The sequence below is a fragment of the Curtobacterium sp. 320 genome (assembly GCF_031455235.1).
Classification (GTDB): domain Bacteria; phylum Actinomycetota; class Actinomycetes; order Actinomycetales; family Microbacteriaceae; genus Curtobacterium.
The window spans coordinates 472,452-491,329 of record NZ_JAVDSI010000001.1; the positions used below are offsets into that span (position 1 = coordinate 472,452).

Annotated in this window: 16 protein-coding genes; 10 read left to right on the forward strand and 6 right to left on the reverse strand. The window is 70.7% G+C overall.

Annotation, left to right across the window (positions count from 1 at the left end; translation table 11 throughout):
- Nucleotides 1-9: 9 nt before the first annotated feature.
- From J2X60_RS02370 to J2X60_RS02385, 4 genes are all read left to right on the forward strand, one after another.
- The gene (locus tag J2X60_RS02370) at nucleotides 10-1,311 is read left to right on the forward strand and encodes an ABC transporter substrate-binding protein (RefSeq protein WP_070418380.1); all 1,302 of its coding nucleotides are present in this window, start codon (nucleotides 10-12) and stop codon (nucleotides 1,309-1,311) included.
- Nucleotides 1,312-1,574: 263 nt separating this feature from the next.
- The gene (locus J2X60_RS02375) at nucleotides 1,575-2,570 is read left to right on the forward strand and encodes a carbohydrate ABC transporter permease (RefSeq protein WP_092386365.1); all 996 of its coding nucleotides are present in this window, start codon (nucleotides 1,575-1,577) and stop codon (nucleotides 2,568-2,570) included.
- A complete protein-coding gene (locus J2X60_RS02380) occupies nucleotides 2,563-3,402 on the forward strand; it encodes a carbohydrate ABC transporter permease (protein WP_309886377.1) in 840 nt (279 codons plus the stop codon). Before J2X60_RS02375 ends, J2X60_RS02380 begins: the two co-directional genes overlap by 8 nt.
- Nucleotides 3,403-3,592: 190 nt before the next feature.
- Complete coding sequence (locus J2X60_RS02385) at nucleotides 3,593-4,528, forward strand: biopolymer transporter Tol (protein WP_309886378.1); 936 nt, start codon at nucleotides 3,593-3,595, stop codon at nucleotides 4,526-4,528.
- Between the two features lie 94 nt (nucleotides 4,529-4,622).
- Here J2X60_RS02385 and J2X60_RS02390 read toward each other — a convergent pair whose 3' ends face one another.
- The 5 genes from J2X60_RS02390 to J2X60_RS02410 form a co-directional block, all read right to left on the reverse strand.
- Entirely contained in the window at nucleotides 4,623-5,354 is a 732-nt protein-coding gene (locus tag J2X60_RS02390; RefSeq protein ID WP_309886379.1) for an ABC transporter ATP-binding protein, read from the reverse strand.
- Nucleotides 5,355-5,437: 83 nt separating this feature from the next.
- Nucleotides 5,438-6,973, reverse strand: a complete 1,536-nt coding sequence (locus tag J2X60_RS02395; RefSeq protein WP_309886380.1) for an FtsX-like permease family protein — start codon at nucleotides 6,971-6,973, stop codon at nucleotides 5,438-5,440.
- A gap of 87 nt (nucleotides 6,974-7,060) precedes the next feature.
- Nucleotides 7,061-7,789: a glycosyltransferase gene (locus J2X60_RS02400; protein WP_309886381.1), complete on the reverse strand. Its 729-nt coding sequence runs from the start codon at nucleotides 7,787-7,789 to the stop codon at nucleotides 7,061-7,063.
- Nucleotides 7,786-9,147, reverse strand: a complete 1,362-nt coding sequence (locus tag J2X60_RS02405) for a bifunctional PIG-L family deacetylase/class I SAM-dependent methyltransferase (protein WP_309886382.1) — start codon at nucleotides 9,145-9,147, stop codon at nucleotides 7,786-7,788. Before J2X60_RS02405 ends, J2X60_RS02400 begins: the two co-directional genes overlap by 4 nt.
- A complete protein-coding gene (locus J2X60_RS02410) occupies nucleotides 9,141-10,217 on the reverse strand; it encodes an acyl-CoA dehydrogenase (RefSeq protein ID WP_309886383.1) in 1,077 nt (358 codons plus the stop codon). Before J2X60_RS02410 ends, J2X60_RS02405 begins: the two co-directional genes overlap by 7 nt.
- A 105-nt stretch (nucleotides 10,218-10,322) precedes the next feature.
- On the opposite strand from J2X60_RS02410, the gene J2X60_RS02415 reads away from it, so the two are divergent.
- The 5 genes from J2X60_RS02415 to J2X60_RS02435 all read left to right on the forward strand — a co-directional run bounded on the left by J2X60_RS02415 (nucleotide 10,323) and on the right by J2X60_RS02435 (nucleotide 15,116).
- On the forward strand, nucleotides 10,323-11,063 hold the full coding sequence (locus tag J2X60_RS02415; protein WP_031274250.1) for a response regulator transcription factor: 741 nt from the start codon (nucleotides 10,323-10,325) through the stop codon (nucleotides 11,061-11,063).
- Nucleotides 11,064-11,073: 10 nt separating this feature from the next.
- A complete protein-coding gene (locus tag J2X60_RS02420; RefSeq protein ID WP_309886384.1) occupies nucleotides 11,074-12,672 on the forward strand; it encodes an ATP-binding protein in 1,599 nt (532 codons plus the stop codon).
- A 270-nt stretch (nucleotides 12,673-12,942) separates the two neighbouring features.
- The gene (rplJ, locus tag J2X60_RS02425; protein ID WP_070418388.1) at nucleotides 12,943-13,458 is read left to right on the forward strand and encodes a 50S ribosomal protein L10; all 516 of its coding nucleotides are present in this window, start codon (nucleotides 12,943-12,945) and stop codon (nucleotides 13,456-13,458) included.
- Nucleotides 13,459-13,509: 51 nt separating this feature from the next.
- Nucleotides 13,510-13,893, forward strand: a complete 384-nt coding sequence (rplL, locus tag J2X60_RS02430) for a 50S ribosomal protein L7/L12 (RefSeq protein WP_022907351.1) — start codon at nucleotides 13,510-13,512, stop codon at nucleotides 13,891-13,893.
- 866 nt (nucleotides 13,894-14,759) lie between these two features.
- A complete protein-coding gene (locus tag J2X60_RS02435; protein WP_309886385.1) occupies nucleotides 14,760-15,116 on the forward strand; it encodes a hypothetical protein in 357 nt (118 codons plus the stop codon).
- 148 nt (nucleotides 15,117-15,264) lie between these two features.
- Here the strand turns inward: J2X60_RS02435 and J2X60_RS02440 are convergent, their stop codons facing one another.
- A complete protein-coding gene (locus J2X60_RS02440; RefSeq protein ID WP_396127772.1) occupies nucleotides 15,265-16,734 on the reverse strand; it encodes an amino acid permease in 1,470 nt (489 codons plus the stop codon).
- A gap of 92 nt (nucleotides 16,735-16,826) precedes the next feature.
- Here J2X60_RS02440 and J2X60_RS02445 point away from each other — a divergent pair, with 92 nt between their 5' ends.
- Nucleotides 16,827-18,710, forward strand: a complete 1,884-nt coding sequence (locus J2X60_RS02445; RefSeq protein WP_309886484.1) for an ABC transporter ATP-binding protein — start codon at nucleotides 16,827-16,829, stop codon at nucleotides 18,708-18,710.
- Nucleotides 18,711-18,878 lie beyond the last annotated feature (168 nt).

The window sequence follows — 18,878 nt, forward strand, 5'->3', positions numbered from 1 at the left end:
TAGAGAGTCATGCGCACTGCCATCCGCGCACTGGCCATCACCGCGGCCGCGGCACTCACCGTGACCGGCCTCGCAGCCTGCTCCTCCGGAGGCTCCGGTTCGTCCGGCGACTCCAAGACGCTCACCTACTGGGCGTCCAACCAGGGTACGTCGCTCCAGAACGACAAGGAGGTGCTGACCCCCGTCCTCAAGAAGTTCACCAAGGAGACCGGGATCAAGGTCGACCTCCAGGTCATCGGCTGGAACGACCTGCAGAACAAGATCCAGACCGCCGTCACCTCGGGCCAGGGCCCGGACGTCGTCAACATCGGCAACACCTGGGCGACCTCGCTCCAGGCCACCGGCGCCTTCCAGGAGTTCGGTGACTCGGAGATGAAGGCGATCGGCGGGTCCGACAAGTTCGGCAAGGTCGCGCTCTCGACCGGTGGCGCGCCCGGCAAGACCGTCACGAGCGTCCCGCTCTACGGCCTCGCCTACGGCCTGTACTACAACAAGAAGATGTTCTCGGACGCCGGCATCGAAGCGCCGACCACGTGGGAGGACCTCACCGCCGACGCGAAGAAGCTCACCTCGGGTGACAAGTACGGTTTCACCATCGCCGGTGGCTCGTACACCGAGAACTCGCACTTCGCGTTCATCACCTCCGCCCAGAACGGCGGCGAGTGGTTCGACAAGGACGGCAAGCCGACCTTCACCCAGAAGGCGAACGTCGACGGCATCAAGCGCTACCTCGACCTGATGCAGTCCGACAAGGTCGTCAACCCGTCGAACGCGCAGTACGACAACGGCACCCAGGCCGTCTCGGACTTCGCGAACGGCAAGGCCGCGATGATGCTCACGCAGAACAACGCGAACGCGACCATCACGTCGCAGGGCATGAAGACGGACGAGTTCGGCGTCGTGCCGTTCCCGACCACCGCTGACGGTCAGGACATCGCGTCCTTCCCGGCCGGCATCAACCTGTCGATCTTCAAGAACACGAAGAACAAGGACGGCGCGCTCAAGTTCGTCAAGTACATGACGAGCGCGGACACGCAGACGACGCTCGACAAGCCGTACTCGGCGCTGCCGGTGCTCGCCGCGGCTGCTGACTCGGTCACCGACGAGCAGACGAAGACGTTCCTCGACATCTACAACAACAAGGCGAAGCCGCTCCCGCTGGTGCCCGCCGAGGACCAGTTCGAGTCCACGGTCGGCAAGGCGATGAACGACATGTTCGCCAAGATCGCGACCGGTTCCACCGTCTCGGACAGCGACATCAAGTCGGCGCTCCAGACCGCCCAGGACCAGGTGTCCCAGGCCGCTGGTTGATCCGCCCAGGAGGCCCGGGTCGCGTCCGAAAGGACGCGCCCCGGGCCTCCACCCCTCAGGTCTACGGCCCCTCCCGCTCCGGGACGGTCGTTTCCAGCCCCCTCAGGTCCACGGCCCCGCCCACGTCGAGCCCGCGACCTGCGGTTCCGCACCCGGCCACACGCCGGGGGTGAGCCGATCGGCTCACGCATGCCGCGCCTCCCGACCGCTGCCACGGTCCGCGCGAAGCACCCGATCCCCCTCCTGCCGAAAGGCCCCCGCTCATGTCCACCTCGGTCCTGCCCGACTCCGAGCGCATCGACCTGACCCACACGAAGGGCCCGACCACGTCGGGCCGTCCGCCCGGTCGGAAGCGCAAGGGACACTGGCTGCCCTACGCGCTCGTCGCGCCCGCCATCCTCTTCGAGCTGCTGATCCACATCGTGCCGATGCTCACCGGCATCTGGATCTCGTTCATCCAGCTCACCAAGTACTTCATCGCCAACTGGGGTGCCGCACCGTTCGCGGGGCTGCGCAACTACTCGGTCGTCATCGACTTCGACCAGGCGATCGGCAAGGGCGTCCTGAACTCGTTCCTCATCACGTGCGGCTTCACGGTCCTCGTGGTCGGGCTCTCGTGGACCTTCGGCATGGCCGCCGCGGTCGCGCTGCAGAAGCCGTTCAAGGGTCGCGGCCTGTTCCGCACGCTCTTCCTCGTGCCGTACGCGCTGCCGATGTACGCCGGCATCATCACCTGGAAGTTCATGTTCCAGCGTGACTCGGGTGCGATCAACCACATCCTCGTGGACCAGCTGCACCTGTTCAACGGCACCGGCCCGTTCTGGCTGATCGGCTCGAACGCCTTCGTCTCGGTCGTCGTCGTGGCGATCTGGAAGACCTGGCCGTTCGCGTTCCTCATGCTCATGGCCGGCCTGCAGTCGGTGCCGAACGACGTGTACGAGGCGGCCTCGGTCGACGGCGCGAAGCCCTTCCGGCAGTGGCGCTCGATCACCCTGCCGATGGTGCGCCCGGTCAACGTGACGCTCGTGCTCGTGATGTTCCTCTGGACGTTCAACGACTTCAACACACCGTTCGTGCTGTTCGGTTCGACCGCCCAGCCCCCGGCGGCGGACCTGTTGAGCTTCCACATCTACAACGCGTCCTTCATCACCTGGAACTTCGGCTCCGGTGCCGCGATGAGCGTCCTGCTCCTCATCTTCCTGCTCATCGTCACCGGCATCTACCTCGCCGTGACCAACCGGAGGTCCGTCCGTGCGTGAGACATTCGGCGCCAAGTCCTTCAAGATCGTGACCCTGGTCGTCCTGACCCTGTTCACGGTCGTCCCGCTCTACGTGATGATCACGACGGCCATCAAGCCGCTCGGTGACGTGCAGAACGACTTCACGTGGATCCCGACGAACATCACCATCCAGCCGTTCATCGACATGTGGTCGACGGTCCCGCTCGGCAAGTACTTCATCAACTCACTCGTGGTCTGCACGGTCGCGACGGTGTTCTCGCTGATCATCGCGACCTTCGCCGCCTACGGTGTCTCGCGCTGGAACTTCAAGGGCAAGAGCACCTTCACCACCGCGGTGCTCTCCACCCAGATGTTCCCCGGTGTGCTGTTCCTGCTCCCGCTGTTCCTCATCTTCACGAACCTCGGAAACGCGCTCGGCATCCAGCTCGTCGGCAGCTGGACCGGCCTGATCATCACCTACCTGACGTTCACGCTCCCGTTCTCGATCTGGATGCTCGCGGGCTACTTCGAGACCATCCCGCGTGAACTCGACGAGGCCGCGATGGTCGACGGCTCCGGCCCGATGGGTGCCCTGTTCCGGGTCATCCTGCCCTCGGCGCGTCCGGGTCTGGTCGCGGTCGGCATCTACTCGTTCATGACGGCCTGGGGCGAGGTGCTCTTCGCCTCGGTCATGACGAACGGTGACGGGCAGACGCTGGCGGTCGGTCTGCAGCAGTACTCGACGCAGACGAACGTGTACTGGAACCAGATCATGGCGGCGTCCCTCGTCGTCTCGATCCCGGTCGTGATCGCGTTCCTCATCGTGCAGCGGCAGTTCGTGGCCGGCCTGACGGCCGGTGCGGTGAAGTAGGCAGGACCGCCTGACGGGAGGCGCGGTGCGGGTCCGACCCGCACCGCGCCTCCCGTCCGTGCGTGCGCTGGTGCGCGGGTGCGTGCGCTGGCAGCGAGACTCGGCCGGGCGGACGCTTTCGCGTCCCCGAGGCCACGAAGGTGTCCGCCGGGGCGAGACTCGGCGGACGGAATCCAGACAGGATGGGACCATGAGCGAGCCACGCGGGCGGCAACTGCTGCCGGGACAGACCAGCCGGGTGCACGTGTACGACGTCGAGAGTCGGACGAGCCGGCTCGTCTTCGAGTCGAGCTCGGTGCTCGTCGAGGCGCCGAACGTGCTGCGGGATGGCACCCTCGTGCTGAACGGGGACGGCGATCTCTGGCTGCTGCGCCCCCCTGCCGACGGCGACGCCGTGCTCGACGAGACCGCCCTCGTGCGCGTCCCGATGCCCGGCGTCCCCGAGATCAACAACGACCACGTGCTCGACCCCTCGGGCAACTCCGTCGTGGTGAGCGCCCGCGACGGGGACCTGTACCGGGTGCCGGTGCCGGCCGGGGGAGCGGCGGCGACCCTCACCGACGTCACCACCGCGCTGCCGGTCGTCCGGAAGTTCTACCTGCACGGCATCGCGCCCGACGGCGAGACCCTCGCGGCGATCGTCGGGGAGCGCACCGAGGAGGGCGTCTGGACCACCGACGTCGCCCTCGTCGACCCGGCCACCGGGGACCCGACGTTCCTGACCCGCGACGAGCACCCCGACGACGGCGTCTCGTTCGCGGGCGAGATGCTCGTGTGGAACTCGGAGCGGTTCACGCCGGGCACCGCGCAGCTCGTCGCCCTCTGGCCCGGTGCGACCGACCCGGTCCGGATCACGAACGACGACCGGGTGAACTGGTTCCCGCACGTCTCGCCGGACGGTGCCCACCTGCTCTACCTGTCGTACGAACCCGGCGTGCAGGGCCACCCCGCTGACCACCGCGTGGAGCTCCGGCTCCTGCCCGGCCCGCTCGTGCGCGGCGCCCGGATCGCCGTCCAGCCCGAGACCCTCGTCACGCTCGAGGGCGGGCAGGGGACCGTGAACGTGCCGCCGTGGTCGCCGGACTCGCGCTGGTTCGCGTACTGCGACTACCCGGCGGGCGGCTGAGGGGCGCGAGACTCGCCGCCGCGGACACTTTCGTGGGTCGAGTGCCACGAAAGTGTCCGCATAGCCGAGACTCGGCCCCGGCGGCCCGGCCTGCCTACACCTCGCGCACCTGGCCCTGCTTGATGTGCAGGCGGCGCTCGGCCCGCTTCGCCACCCACGAGTCGTGCGTGACGATGACCACGGTGAGCCCGCGCTCCTTCCACTGCTTCTCGATGAGGCCCATGATCTCGTCACGGGTCGCCTCGTCGAGCGCACCGGTCGGCTCGTCCGCCAGCAGCACGCTCGGGTTCTTGACCAGCGCCCGCGCGATGGCCACGCGCTGCTGCTGCCCGCCGGACAGCTCTGCGGGCAGGTGGTCGAGCCGTTCGCCGAGGCCGACCTCCCGGAGCGCCGCGGTCGCCCGGTCGCGGATCTCCGACCGCGACCGGTTCGCGAGGGACCCGGCGAACGCGGTCTCGACGTTCTCCAGCGCCGTCAACGTCGGGATGAGGTTGAAGCTCTGGAAGACGAACCCGATCTCGGTCGCCCGCAGGTTCGTCAGCGCCCCGTCCCCGAGCTCCGCCACGTCCTGGTCACCGAGGAGCACGCTGCCGGCACTCGGACGGTCGAGCGCGCCGAGCATCTGCAGCAGGGTCGACTTGCCGCCGCCGGTCGGCCCCTGGATCGCGACGAGCTGCCCCTGCGGGATGGTCAGGTCGACGTTCGTCAGCGCGGTGACGGTCCGGTTCTTCTGCTTGTACGTCTTGCTCACGTTCTTCAGGGCGTAGATCGGCCTGGAGGCGCGGCTCGCCTCCGCAGCGGAGGGCGCGGTGTCGATGCTGGTCACGGGGGCTCCTGTCGGTTCCGGTGTCGATGCGGTGCTGTCGGGGCCGGCGACGACGGGGGTCGTGCCGGTGGTCGGCCCGGGCATCAGGCCACACTCCGCAGTGCCTCGGCCGGACGGAGCCGGCTCGCCCGCCAGCCGCCGAGTGCGCCGGCGATGAGGCCGCCGAGCACGGCGAGGCCGATCGCGAGCAGGATCACCTCGACGGTGACGGGGGCGTGCAGGACGACGTCGGTCGTCGAGGCCGTGCTCGCACCGCCGCCACCGAACCCACCGGCGGGGGCGCCACCGGTCGTACCGCTGCCGGCCGCCGCCGTCGCCGCGCCGCCGGGCATCCCGCCGCCGCCCATGCCGCCGCGGTTCGTCGCGGACGAGGCGCTCGCCGAGATCGTCGGGGAGATGACGTTCACGACGAGGATGCCGATGAGACCAGCGGCCGCGCCGATCACGCCGCCGATGATGCCCTGCACGAGGGACTCGCCGGCGACCTGGCGCGTGATGCGGCCGTTCGACCAGCCGATCGCCTTGAGGGTGCCGAACTCCCGCGTGCGTCGGGTGACGCCGGAGATCGTGAAGAGGATGGCGATGAGGAACGCCGCCGCGAGGACGACGATCGACAGCCAGGTGCCGAGGTTCGAGACGAGGCTCGAGGCGGTGCTCAGCGAGCCGGAGACGCTCGACGCGAGGTCGGCCTCGGTCGAGACGGTGGCGCCGGTGAGCTGCTTCTGCAGCGCGGACTTGATCGTGCCGACGTCCGACGAGGACGACGCGGAGACGTAGATCGAGGTGACCTTGCCGTCCAGGTCGGCCAGTGCCTGCGCGGTGTCCAGCGGGATGTACGTGTTCGAACCGGTGGTCGACGACGAACCGGTGGACGACACGATGCCGATGACCGAGAAGTCCTTCCCGCCGATGGAGACGGTGTCGCCGACGGCCTTCGACTCGCTCTTCGCGTAGGCGGCGTCGAGCACGACGACGTCCTTGCCCGCGTCCGCTGACGTGAACGCGCGACCCTTCGTGAGCTCGGTGCTCGTCAGCGGCCCGACGGTGTCACCGGACACCGGGATGCCCGTGACGGTGAACGAGTCGACGCTGAACGACCCGCCGCCGAAGCCGCCGCCCTCGCCGCCGCTCGGCGGACCCTGCTGGGTCCCGGTGCCGCTGCTGTCGCTCGAGCTGCTGCTGCTGTCCGACTGCTGCTGCACCTGGCCCGAGAACGTGCTGTTCTCGAGGGTCAGGACACCGGTCGCGGCCTTCACTCCGCTCGTGCTCGTGACGGTCTGCACGTCCGACGCGCTGAGCGTGCTGGACCCGCGGGAGACGGCGAGCCGGGACTGCGAGAGGTCGGTCGAACCACTGCCGCTGCCGGAGCTGCCCTGGCTGCCGAAGTCGAAGCTCGGACGCCCGGTGGCGGAGCCGGTCGGGGTCTCGGTCTTCGTCACGGTGATGTCGGTACCGACGCCGTAGACGGACTGCAGCACGCTCGCCTGCGCGGCCTTCACGCCGCCCGCGATCGAGGACACGATGACCACGAGGGCGATGGCGAGCGCCATGCCGATCGCGATGATGACGGTCTGCTTCTTGCGGTTCGTGAGTTCGCGCCTGAGGTAGGTCAGGAACATGGTTCTCCTCGGTGTTGGGGTCGAGGAGACCGTAGGGAGGCAGTCGATGAGCGGCGCTGCGGGATCCCAAGAACTTCCGATGAAGCCTCAGCTGGCGTCGCCGTAGGTCCGGCGGAGGTGCTCGGCGTAGCCGCCCGGTGTCCGACCGTCGAACCGGCCGCTCGTCACCACGGGGAGGTCCGTCGTCGCGCGCACGTCGAACCCGAGGGCTCGTGCACGCTCGACGAGCCGGACGTCCTCGTGCTCGGGCACCGGGTCGAAGCCGCCGATCGCCAGGCACACGTCCCCCCGCAGCCCGAGGTTCGCACCGTGCACGTGGCCGAGCGTCGACCCCGGCGGGTGCGCGTGCGTCCACCGGGCGAGGACCACGGGGTCGAGGTCGTCCGGGTCCGGGACCACGGCCCCCACCAGGACGTGCGCGCCGTCGGCGTGGGCCTCGACCTGCTGCACGAGCCAGCCCGGGTCGACGCGGGAGTCGGCGTCCGTGTGGGCCGTCCACCGCTCGGACGGCTCCGGGCCCGTCGCGAGGGCACGGGTGGTCCCGACGGCCCGTGCTCGTCCGACGCCGAGGTGCGCGGTCTCGACGACCTCGAGAGGGACCTCGGTCCAGAGCGGGTCCGCGGCCGCCGCCGACCGGAGGACGAACGCCGTCCGGTCCGTGCACCCGTCCAGGACGACCACGACCGACACCTCGACGGTGGGGTGCGCTCGCCGCAGGACCCGGACCGCTTCGGCGAGGGCCTCGACGCAGCCGCCGATGCCGTCCTCCTCGTCGTGCGCTGGCACGACGACGTCGACGCGTGCGGGGAGCGTCACGGGGTCAGCCCTTCCGTCGTCGCGACGGAGACCACCGCCGGACCGGGGAAGACGCTCAGGACGAAGTCCTCCTCGACGTGCCGGACGAGCGCGGGCCGCGGCCACCGCTCGGCGATCCGGGCGTCCACGGCGTCGCCCGAGGTCACGGCGTCGTCGTCGGGGTGCCGCCAGTGACAGGCGACGAGGACACCGTCGTCGTCGAGGGAACCGAGCACCCGGTCGATCGTGGCGTCGAGGTCCGCCGGCGACAGGTAGTACCCGACCTCGGACACCACGACGAGGTCCCATCGACCGTCCGGCCACTCCGACGGCAGCTCGGCCTGGACGAACCGGGCGGCCGGCGCACGCAGCCGGGCACGTTCCAGTGGTGCCGCGGCGATGTCGGTCCCGAGCACGGCGTCGGCGCGCTCGGTCAACGCGGCCGTCAGCACCCCCGTCGCGCAGCCGAGCTCGAGCGCGGACCGGTACCGCTCGCGGGGGAGCGCCGCCAGGGTCACGGCACGCTTCCGCCGTTCGTACCAGGAGCCCTCGAAGTCCCAGCCCTCCGGCTTCCGCTCGTAGTGGGCGTCGAAGGACTCCCGGGAGCGGGACGACTGCACCGCGGACACCGCGAAGAACCACTCGGTCGGCCGCAGGTGGTGCGCGGCGTGCCGGGCGTCGACGATCGCCTCGTCGCCCGGGGCCGGCGAGAGCGGCCGGGTCTGCGAGGGGTAGGCGTCGAGTGCGGCGCGCTTCCGGTCGAGGACCGCCGACGACAGCGCCAGCGACCGGGCCCGGTCCCATGGTGCCGCGGGGTCGGACGGGTCGTCCCAGTGCCACGCCCAGATCGGGTACTCGAGCAGCTCCGCCCCCGGAGTGCCCGCGACGACGTCCGCGGCGACCTCGCCCGCGATGCGGTGGTCCCGGTGCCCGTCCCCACGCCACGGCGCGACGACGAGCACGGGACCGTCGACCGGCCCGACCCGCCCGGTGAGCGCCGCCCGGAGCACGTCCGGGTGCTCGCGGAGCCCACCGTCCGGGACGTCCAGGACCGTCGCGCTCGCCGCGGGGGCGAGTGCCGCCAGCGCCGCCCGGAACTCGGCGTCCCGGATCACCCGGAGCCGCTCGGGGGAGGTGGTCGGCGAGTCCGGGTGCGAGCCCTCGCCGCGGGTCACGAGCAGCACGTGCACGGGGACACCGGCGTCCGCGGCGGACGCGATCAGCCCGCCGGCGCCGAGGGTCTCGTCGTCGGGGTGCGGTGCGACGACCACGACCGCGGCGACCCCGTCGAGCCGCACCGGCAGCGAGGGCACCGACCGCAGGAAGGGCGTCCAGTCGGCGGGGTCGGTGCCCGGCTCGCGGTGGTCGAAGCTCACCACGCGACACCGCCTCGCTCGACGACGAAGCGACCGGCGCGGGCGAGGTCCCGCTCGCCGTGGTCCTGCAGCACGTAGAGCTCGAGGTCGGCGACGCGCGCGGCGACCGCCGGGTCCGAAGCCAGAGGAGCGGGGCCGATCGTCCGCACGACCCGCTCCCGGACGGCGTCGACCGCCCGACGGACCCGGGAGCGCACGACCTGGGCGAGCAGCGACCAGTCGTCGTCGGAGATCGGGGCGGCTGCGGCGCCGGAGTCGGTGCCCGCGCCGTCGATCCGGGCCGCGGCGTCGGCGAGGGCGTCCTCGGCGTCGGCGAGGTCGGCGACCGTCGCGCCGAGGGCGGCCTGCAGCAGCTCGGACCCGGGCCGGGACGCCACCAGGGAGCGGAGGACCCGGGCGAGTCCGACCGCGCCGCCCCACCAGCACGCCGCGACACCGATCCCGCCCCAGGCGAACCCCGGACGTGTGAGGTACCAGCCGGGAGCGCCGACGGGCGTCGCGTGCACCCCGTCGAAGTCGACCGGGCCGCTCGGCACGTCCGGCATGCCACGGGCGACCCAGGCCTCGTCGTGCACCGTCACACCGTCCTGCCGGAGGTCCACCGCGAACAGCTGCCGCTCGTCCCCGACGTGGGCGGTGACGAGCGCGTTCGAGAGGCTCGACGCGAGGGAGCACCACGGCTTCGTGCCGTCGAGCGCGAACGAGCCGCCCGAGCCGCCCGACGTCGCCGTGAGCCGCAGCCCCGTGCCCTCGGCGGCGAACACGCCCCACGTCGACCCCTCCGGAGCGTCCACCCCGGCCTGCGCGAGGATGCCGAGCGCGTCGAGGTGCGGCTCGACCGTGCGCGCGAGGGCGACGTCCGCGGCCGCGACGGCAGCGAGCGCGGCGAAGGACCCGCCGGCCGTCCCCGCGGACAGCAGCGGGGCCGTGGAGGCGACCGACCGCGCGAACGCGAGCCGGTCAGCCGCGGTCGCGCCGCGCCTCCCGGGACCGCCTGCGATCCGGGCGGGCTCCTCGATGCGCGCGGTGTCGACGGATCGGGCGGAGGCCGGCCAGGCCGAGGATCGGAGCATGGCACTCACGCTACGGAGCAGGCGCCGTGCGCCGGCTCGGGAATCCACAGAGCGCGGAGGGGCGCCCCACAGACCGCTCATAGGAAACTCTCGATACTCGAAGACGTGACCATCTCCCAGCCTGCAGCAGCCCCGCGCCTCACGCGTGCCGACGGAACCCCGTTGCGCATCCTCGTCGTCGACGACGAGGCCAGCCTCACCGACCTCCTGTCCATGGCGCTCCGCTACGAGGGCTGGGACGTCAAGAGCGCGAACGGCGGCCAAGACGCGCTGAGCACGGCACGCGAGTGGAAGCCGGACGCGATGGTGCTCGATGTGATGATGCCGGACCTCGACGGTCTGCAGGTGCTCAGCCGGCTGCGGCAGAACAACGACGACACCCCGGTGCTGTTCCTCACCGCCAAGGACTCCGTGGAGGACCGCGTCACCGGTCTCACCGCGGGCGGCGACGACTACGTCACGAAGCCCTTCTCCCTCGAAGAGGTCGTGGCGAGGCTCCGCGGGCTCATCCGTCGCTCCCAGATCTCGATCTCCGAGGCCGGCGACTCGCGCATCGTCGTGGGCGACCTGGTGCTCGACGAGGAGTCGTACGAGGTGTCCCGCGCCGGTCGGCCGATCGAACTGACCGCGACCGAGTTCGAGCTCCTCCGCTTCCTGATGCGCAACCCGCGCCGCGTGCTGTCGAAGGCGCAGATCCTCGACCGCGTGTGGTCCTACGACTTCGGGGGCAAGTCCTCCGTCGTCGAGATCTACATCTCCTACCTGCGCAAGAAGATCGACGCGGGCGAGACCCCGATGATCCACACCGTGCGCGGCGTCGGGTACGTCATCAAGCCCACGTCCTGAGGTCGGTGCAGTGACCCTCCGTCGTCGGCTCGTCCTGAGCATCGTCGCGCTCGTCGTCGCCGTCAGCGCGGTCATCGGTGCCGGGAGCATCATCGCGCTCGCGTCCATCCAGACGGGCACGATCGACAGCCAGCTCTCGAAGGCGACCGACCGTGCGAGCACGAAGTTCGGCGAGGGACAGCAGAACCCGAACGGGCAGCGCCCGAACGACGACGCCCTGCAACCCCTCGGCCAGGCGGCCGGCACCCTCACCGCGTACTACTTCTCCGGAGGCGGTGCGGGCGGGATCGTCCTGACCGACAACAGCTCGCGGCTCCAGCTCACGACGACGCAGCTCGACCGCCTGGGCAACGTCAAGGTCGGCGTCGACCCGGCAACGATGGACCTCGGCGGTTCGCTCGGCCGCTACCGCGTGGCCGCCGTGCAGGTCGACAACCCGGTGCTCGGCAACGCCGTCCTCGTGGTCGGACTCCCGATGTCGCCCGTGTACGAGAGCGTCCGGTCGCTGCTGCTCGTCGTCATCATCGTCGTCGCGGCAGCGCTCGTCGCCGCGTCCGTCGTCGCCGCGGTCGTCGTCCGCCGGTCCCTGCGGCCGCTCGAGCGGGTCGCCGAGACCGCCTCGACCGTCGCCCGCATGCCACTCGAGCGCAGCGACGCCCTGCAGGACGTCCGCGTGCCCGACACCGACCCCCGCACCGAGGTCGGCCGCGTCGGCAGCGCCTTCAACCGGATGCTCGGCCACATCGCCGGCGCCATGCAGGCCCGCGAGCGCTCGGAGCAGAAGGTCCGCCAGTTCGTCGCCGACGCGTCGCACGAACTGCGGACGCCCCTGGCGTCGGTGCGCGGGTACGCCGAGCTCACCCGTCGCATGGGTGCGGACCTGCCGAAGGACGTCGTGTACGCGATGAGCCGGATCGAGTCCGAGTCGAAGCGCATGACGAGCATGGTCGAGGACCTGCTGCTGCTCGCCCGACTCGACGAGGGCCGCGAGATCCAGTTCGACGACGTGGACCTCACCGGGCTCGTGCTCGACGCGGTGAACGACGCGCACGCGGCCTCGCCGGACCACCCGATCGAGGTGGACATCCCGTCGACCCCGGTGACGGTGGTGGGCGACGCCGCGCGCCTGCACCAGGTGATCGTCAACCTCGTCACCAACGCCCGGACCCACACCCCGGACGGCACCCGCATCACCGTGGGGCTCGCGCCGTCGGCCTCGGGCACCGGCGTGGACCTGACGGTGCGGGACACCGGGCAGGGCATCGACCCGGAGTTCCTGCCGAAGCTGTTCGAGCGGTTCGCCCGCGCCGACAGCTCCCGCTCGCGCACCGCGGGCTCGACGGGGCTCGGGCTCGCCATCGTGGACGCGGTCGTGCAGGCGCACGGCGGGTCCGTGGACGTGACGAGCGAGCCGGGGGACACCGTGTTCACGGTGCACCTGCCGTCGGAGCGGCCGGCGGCCGACGCGGCGTCGGCCGCGTCTGGCGGTGCGTCGGCAGCGGCCGCTGGGCCTGCTGCGTCGTCCGCGTCCGCGTCCGCGTCCGCTTCCTCGTCCGGGGACGCGACCGACGACTGGTCGGCGACCCCGGTCCCGTCCGCCACCGACTGACGGACGGGAGGCGCGGTGCGGGCCGGCACCGCGCCTCCCGTCCGGTGGTTGGTCGCGACCGACGTGCCGTGCTACAGTTCTCGAAGCCAAAGACCGCCGGTTGTCGTGCTGCTCGCAGCGCGAACGAAGGTCCTCACTCATGAGGCAGCCCGCGCAGGTGTTCCGAACCTCTCCTTCCGTTCGCGGGGGAGCAGCTCCGAGCCTCTGCGCCGGAGCTTTTTTTCATGTGGTGGAGTCCTGGGGCTGCCGGCAAGAACCCCAAGGAGAACCATGGCGAACAAGGAAGCTGCGGTCGCCGAGCTCACGGAGTCCTTCCGTAGCTCGAACGCCGTTCTGCTCACCGAGTACCGCGGTCTCACGGTCGCGCAGCTCAAGGAGCTCCGCAACTCGATCCGTGAGCACGCCACGTACGCCGTGGTGAAGAACACGCTGACCAAGATCGCGGCGAACAACGCCGGCATCTCGTCGTTCGACGACGAGCTCGCCGGTCCGTCCGCTCTCGCCTTCGTCCACGGTGACACCGTCGCCGTCGCGAAGTCGCTGCGTGCATTCGCCAAGGCGAACCCCGAGCTCGTGGTGAAGGGTGGTTACTTCGACGGTAACCCGCTCTCCGCGACCGAGGTGGACAAGCTCGCCGACCTCGAGTCCCGTGAAGTCCTGCTCGGCAAGCTCGCCGGCGCCTTCAAGGCCTCGCTGTTCGGTGCTGCGTACCTGTTCCAGGCCCCCCTCTCGCAGGCCGTCCGCACCGTGGACGCCCTTCGCGAGAAGCAGGAGTCCGCGGCCTGATCAGGCTCGCGTTCCACAACCACACGATCTAGCTAGTAGTAGGAGAAAATCATGGCGAAGCTTTCGCAGGACGAGCTCATCGAGGCCTTCAAGGAGCTCACGCTCATCGAGCTCTCGGACTTCGTGAAGAAGTTCGAAGAGGTCTTCGAGGTCACCGCGGCCGCCCCGGTCGCCGCTGCCGCTCCGGCCGCCGCCGGTGCCCCGGCCGAGGCCGCTGAGGAGAAGTCGGAGTTCGACGTCGTCCTCAAGTCCGCTGGTGACAAGAAGATCCAGGTCATCAAGGAGGTCCGTGGCCTGACGTCGCTCGGCCTCGGTGAGGCCAAGGCGCTCGTCGAGACCGCCGACGCCAAGATCCTCGAGGGTGTCAACAAGGAGACGGCCGACAAGGCGAAGGAGGCCCTCGAGGCCGCCGGCGCCACGATCGAGCTCGCGTAGTCTCGACCGTTCGGTCACGAAGGCCGCTGCCCCTCGGGGCGGCGGCCTTCCTCGCGTGCGGGGGGGGGGGGGCGGCCGGCGGTCCGGCGTGCGGGCCGGCGGCGGGGCTGCGGGGCGCTTCCGCGAAAGCGACACTCTGCCTTCGGATGCATGCGCCAATGTGTCGCTTCGGCGGCACCCTCGTAGCGACTCAGCTGTGAAGTGTCGCTATGGGCGCACGAGCGGGGCAGGCCAGGAGGCACGGCACATGTCCACAGATCGGCGCAGGACCGCCTCCACGCGCGTCCAAGACGACAAGGTGCCGTCATGCACCCTGCGAACGCGATCGAACTGTTCCGTACGACCCGGCTCGACCGAGCGGCCGGGCGACACCTCCAACGTCGGCGCGCCGCGGACGAGCTGGTGTAGGTCCGCCACGGTGTGTACGTCGAACGGGCTGCGTGGGACGCGCTCGACGGTCGGTCACGGCACCTCGTCCGCATGCGCTCGGCCATCCCGTTGCTCCGCCCGGGCGCCGTGTTCGCCTTCGAGTCAGCGGCCGCCGTGCACGGTCTGCCGAGGATCGACCCGTGGACCACCCGCGTCCGAGCGGTGGTGCCGTCGCTCGACCACGATGTGCACCGCGTCGACCTGACGCTGCGCGCCGGCACCGCGCTGCGGTCCGGACGTCTGTTCTGGGGTGTCCCGTACGCCTCGCTCGCGGCGAACACGATCGAGATCGCCCGTAGCGGTTCACTCTCCGCCGCCGTCGTGGCCATCGACGACGCGCTCCGTCGGGGGAGCAGCTCGTCGAGCTGCAACGCCTCGCGTCGGAAGCCGGACCGTGGGGATCCACGCGTCTCGAGCATGCCTTCGCGATCGCCGACGTGCGCCACGAGTCGGTCGGGGAGTCCTACTTCGCGGCCCGCGCCGCAGAGCTCGGGTGTCCCGACCTCGAACCGCAGCACGAGTTCGTCCACGCAGACGGAACGGTGGATCGGGTCGACTTCTGGCTTCCGCGGCAGGGCATCGTGATCGAGTTCGACGGGCGCCAGAAGTACGAGGACCCGCGCATGCTCGGCGGTCGGGACCCGCACGATGTCCTGTGGGCCGAGAAGCGCCGCGAAGATCGCATCCGGTCCCGACGCGAGGTGCACGGCGTCGTCCGCGCGGACTGGTCACACCTGGTCGACCCGGAGCGCTTGCGGGCGCTGTTCCGCACGCACGGCGTTCCGTGTCGATGACCGCGACGCCTGTGATCACCCGCCGAAGCGACACGCTGCCGCCGAGGCTCGACGTCTGTGCGGCGAGAGCGACACGTTCTCGCCGAAGCCCGGCGCGAACCTGTCGCTTTCGCGGAAGAGGCGGGCCGGCGGGCGGCAGCGCCGCGCGTCAGCGCAGCGTGCTGTGGCGGCGGCCGTAGGCCAGGTAGAGCGCGGCGCCGGCGACCATCCAGATGCCGAACGCGATCCAGGTGCCGACGCCGAGGAACACCGCGAGCAGCACGCAGCAGAGCGCGCCGACGATCGGCACGACGGGGAACAGCGGCACGCGGTAGGACCGCTCGAGCGACGGCTGGGTCCGACGGAGCACGATGACCGACACGTTCACGAGGGCGAACGCCACGAGCGTGCCGATGCTCGTCGCGTCCGCGAGCTCCCCGAGCGGCACCAGTGCGGCGACGATCGTCACGACGACCCCGATGATGAGGGTGTTCCAGACGGGGGTGCCGGTGCGGTGCGACACCCGGCCGAACACCTTCGGTACGAGTCCGTCGCGGGCCATCGTGAGCAGGATGCGGGTCTGCCCGTAGAGCACGGTGAGCACGACGCTCGCGATCGCGATGACGGCGCCGATCGAGAACACCAGGGCGACCCACGGCGCTCCGGTGACGTCGACGACGATGCGCACGAGCGAGGCCTCGGTCGACGAGAAGGACGTCCACGAGCGGGCGCCGATGGCCGCGATCGCGACGAGGATGTACAGCGCCGTGATGAGCGCGATCGACCCGATGATCGCGCGGGGGAGGTCCCGCCGCGGGTTCTTCGCCTCTTCCCCGGCGGTCGACGCGGCGTCGAACCCGATGTACGAGAAGAACAGCCGGGACGCGGCCGCGGTGACCCCGGCGGCACCCATCGGTGCGAGCGGCTCGAAGTTCTGCGCCTGGAACGCCGAGAACGCCACGATGACGAAGAACACGAGCAGGGCGATCTTCACGATGACCATGAGCGTGTTCACCCAGGCGCTCTCGCGCGCACCCGGGAGCAGGATCGCCGTGGCGAGCAGCACCAGGCCGGCGGCCGGCAGGTTGACCACGCCGCCCTCGCCCGGAGGCGCCGACAGTGCGGTCGGCAGGTGCAGCCCGAACACCCGCAGGGTCTCGTCGACGTACTCGCTCGCGCCGACCGCGACGGCGGCCACGGAGACGGCGTACTCGAGCACGAGGCACCAGCCGCACACCCAGGCGATTCCCTCGCCCATGGTGGCGTAGGTGTACGAGTAGCTCGACCCGGACGTCGGCACGGCACCCGCCATCTCGGCGTACGACAGCGCCGAGAGGAGGGCGGCGACACCGGCGACGACGAAGGAGATCCAGACCGCGGGACCGGCGAGCGGAACGGCGGTCCCGAGGACGACGAGGATGCCGGTGCCGAGCGTGGCGCCGACACTGATCATCGTGAGGTGCCAGACCCCGAGCGACCGCCGGAGCGGCTCGCCGTCCACCCCCGCCGAGGCCTCGGCCTGCAGCTGCTCGATCGGCTTCCGTCGGGCGAGCTGTGCGCGGAGGGACGTGGGGCGGGTGGGCGCGGACGTCAATGGGACCTCGAGTGGTGCGGGGAAGGGGACGGGAAATGGTCGCATGCCCCCTGAACGGGGTCAAATGAGCCACGGCGGCCCGATGTCCCACCCCGGGGCTAGGTTTGCAGCATGGATCGGGGTGACGCGTCGTGAGCATGCACGGCGGGATGCGCGGCGGCGGTGGTGGCGGTCGCGGTGGCGGCCGGATCTCCAGCGGCGACTTCGAGGCGCAGAAGGCCGCCAACGCCGAGGCGCCCAAGATCCCGAACCTCCTCAAGCGCATCGCCGGGCTGTTCGTGCCGCACCGGAACGCGATCATCCTGACCGTCGTGCTGGTGCTGATCGGCGCCGCGATCTCCGTCGTCCCACCGCTCCTCACCCAGCGAGCGTTCGACGAGGGACTCTTCCCGAAGGGCGGCGGCGGGCCGGACCTGCCCGTGCTGTACGTCCTCGTCGGTGCCATGGTGGTGCTCTGGATCGCGAGCGCGGGGATCGGCGTCTGGCAGACCTACCTCACCGCGACGGTCGGCAACAAGGTCATGGGCGCGATGCGCATGCGGCTGTTCGGACACCTCCAGCGCATGGAGCTCGCGTTCTTCACCCGCACGAAGACCGGTGTCATCCAGTCCCGCCTGCAGAACGACGTCGGTGGCGTCGCGAGCGTGCTCAACAACACGATCTCGTCGATCCTCGGCAACACGGTGACGGTGATCGCCGCCGTCGTCGCGATGCTGCTCCTCAGCTGGCAGATGACCCTCGTCGCGGTCGTCCTGCTGCCCCTCCTCGTGATCGCCCAGCGACGGGTCGGCCAGGTCCGGGCCAAGATCGCCGCGGAGACGCAGGAGTCGCTGTCGGACATGACCGCGATCACGCAGGAGGCACTGAGCGTCTCCGGCATCCTGCTCGCGAAGAGCTTCAACCAGCAGCGTGCGGAGACGCAGCGGTACGGCAACGAGAACCGCAACCAGATCCGCCTTCAGGTCCGGCAGCAGATGTCCGGTCAGTGGTTCTTCGCGATCGTGTCGATCTTCCTGTCCATCATCCCGGCGATCATCTACGTCGTCGCCGCGTACCTCATCATCGGCGACGTCCCGATCACGGCCGGCACGATCGTGGCCTTCACCACCGTGCAGTCCCGGTTGCTGTTCCCGACCGTCGGCCTGCTCCGGGTCGTCCTCGACCTGCAGACCTCCGGCGCGCTGTTCGCCCGCATCTTCGAGTACCTCGACCTCAAGCCCGCGATCACGGACCCGCCCACGGCGAAGCCCGTCGACGAGTCCCGGGTGGGGCACGTCGCCTTCGACGACGTGACGTTCACCTACCCGGACGGCGAGGCGGACAAGCCGACCCTCCGCGGGGTGTCGTTCGAGCTCCAGCCCGGCCAGTTCGCCGCGTTCGTGGGGCCGTCGGGTGCGGGGAAGACGACCGTGTCGTACCTCGTGCCCCGGCTGTACGAGGCGACCGCCGGCTCGGTCCGGTTCGCCGGACAGGACGTCCGCGAGCTGGCGCACGAGGACCTCATGCGCCACGTCGGCATCGTCAGCCAGGAGACCTACCTCTTCCACGCCACCATCGGCGACAACCTGCGGTACGCCAAGCCGGACGCGACCGACGACGAGATCGAGCAGGCCGCGCGGGCGGCGAACATCCACGAGACGATCGCCTCGTTCCCGGACGGCTACGAGACGGTCGTCGGGGAGCGCGGCTACCGGCTGTCCGGCGGCGAGAAGCAGCGGATCGCGATCGCGCGGGTGCTGCTCAAGGACCCACCGGTGCTCGTGCTCGACGAAGCGACGAGCGCCCTCGACTCGATCTCCGAGCGCGTCGTGCAGACGGCGCTCGACAACGCCGCGGCCGGCCGGACGACGATCTCGATCGCGCACCGGCTCTCGACGATCCGCGACGCCGACGTCATCTTCGTGCTCGACCACGGGCGGATCGTCGAGCAGGGTACGCACGAGGAGCTCCTCGAACGGGACGGCACCTACGCGACGCTGCACCACCAGCAGAACGCCCCCGCCGACGCCGTCGGCAGCTGACGCACCAGGCGAGCGCGCACCAGGCGAGCGCGCACCAGGCGAGCGCGCACCAGCCGAGCGCGCACCAGGCGCACCGCAGGCGGGACGGGAGGCGCGGTGCGGGCCCGCACCGCGCCTCCCGTCCGACGCCTGGTCGCGACCACGGCGTTTTCCGGTCGACCCGACGGA

Coding starts and splice junctions, on each gene's coding strand:
- J2X60_RS02370 (WP_070418380.1), top strand. CDS start 10: ATGCGCACTGCCATCCGCGCACTGGCCATCACCGCGGCCGCGGCACTC.
- J2X60_RS02375 (WP_092386365.1), top strand. CDS start 1,575: ATGTCCACCTCGGTCCTGCCCGACTCCGAGCGCATCGACCTGACCCAC.
- J2X60_RS02385 (WP_309886378.1), top strand. CDS start 3,593: ATGAGCGAGCCACGCGGGCGGCAACTGCTGCCGGGACAGACCAGCCGG.
- J2X60_RS02395 (WP_309886380.1), bottom strand. CDS start 6,973: ATGTTCCTGACCTACCTCAGGCGCGAACTCACGAACCGCAAGAAGCAG.
- J2X60_RS02410 (WP_309886383.1), bottom strand. CDS start 10,217: ATGCTCCGATCCTCGGCCTGGCCGGCCTCCGCCCGATCCGTCGACACC.
- rplJ (WP_070418388.1), top strand. CDS start 12,943: ATGGCGAACAAGGAAGCTGCGGTCGCCGAGCTCACGGAGTCCTTCCGT.
- rplL (WP_022907351.1), top strand. CDS start 13,510: ATGGCGAAGCTTTCGCAGGACGAGCTCATCGAGGCCTTCAAGGAGCTC.
- J2X60_RS02440 (WP_396127772.1), bottom strand. CDS start 16,734: ATGCGACCATTTCCCGTCCCCTTCCCCGCACCACTCGAGGTCCCATTG.
- J2X60_RS02445 (WP_309886484.1), top strand. CDS start 16,827: ATGCACGGCGGGATGCGCGGCGGCGGTGGTGGCGGTCGCGGTGGCGGC.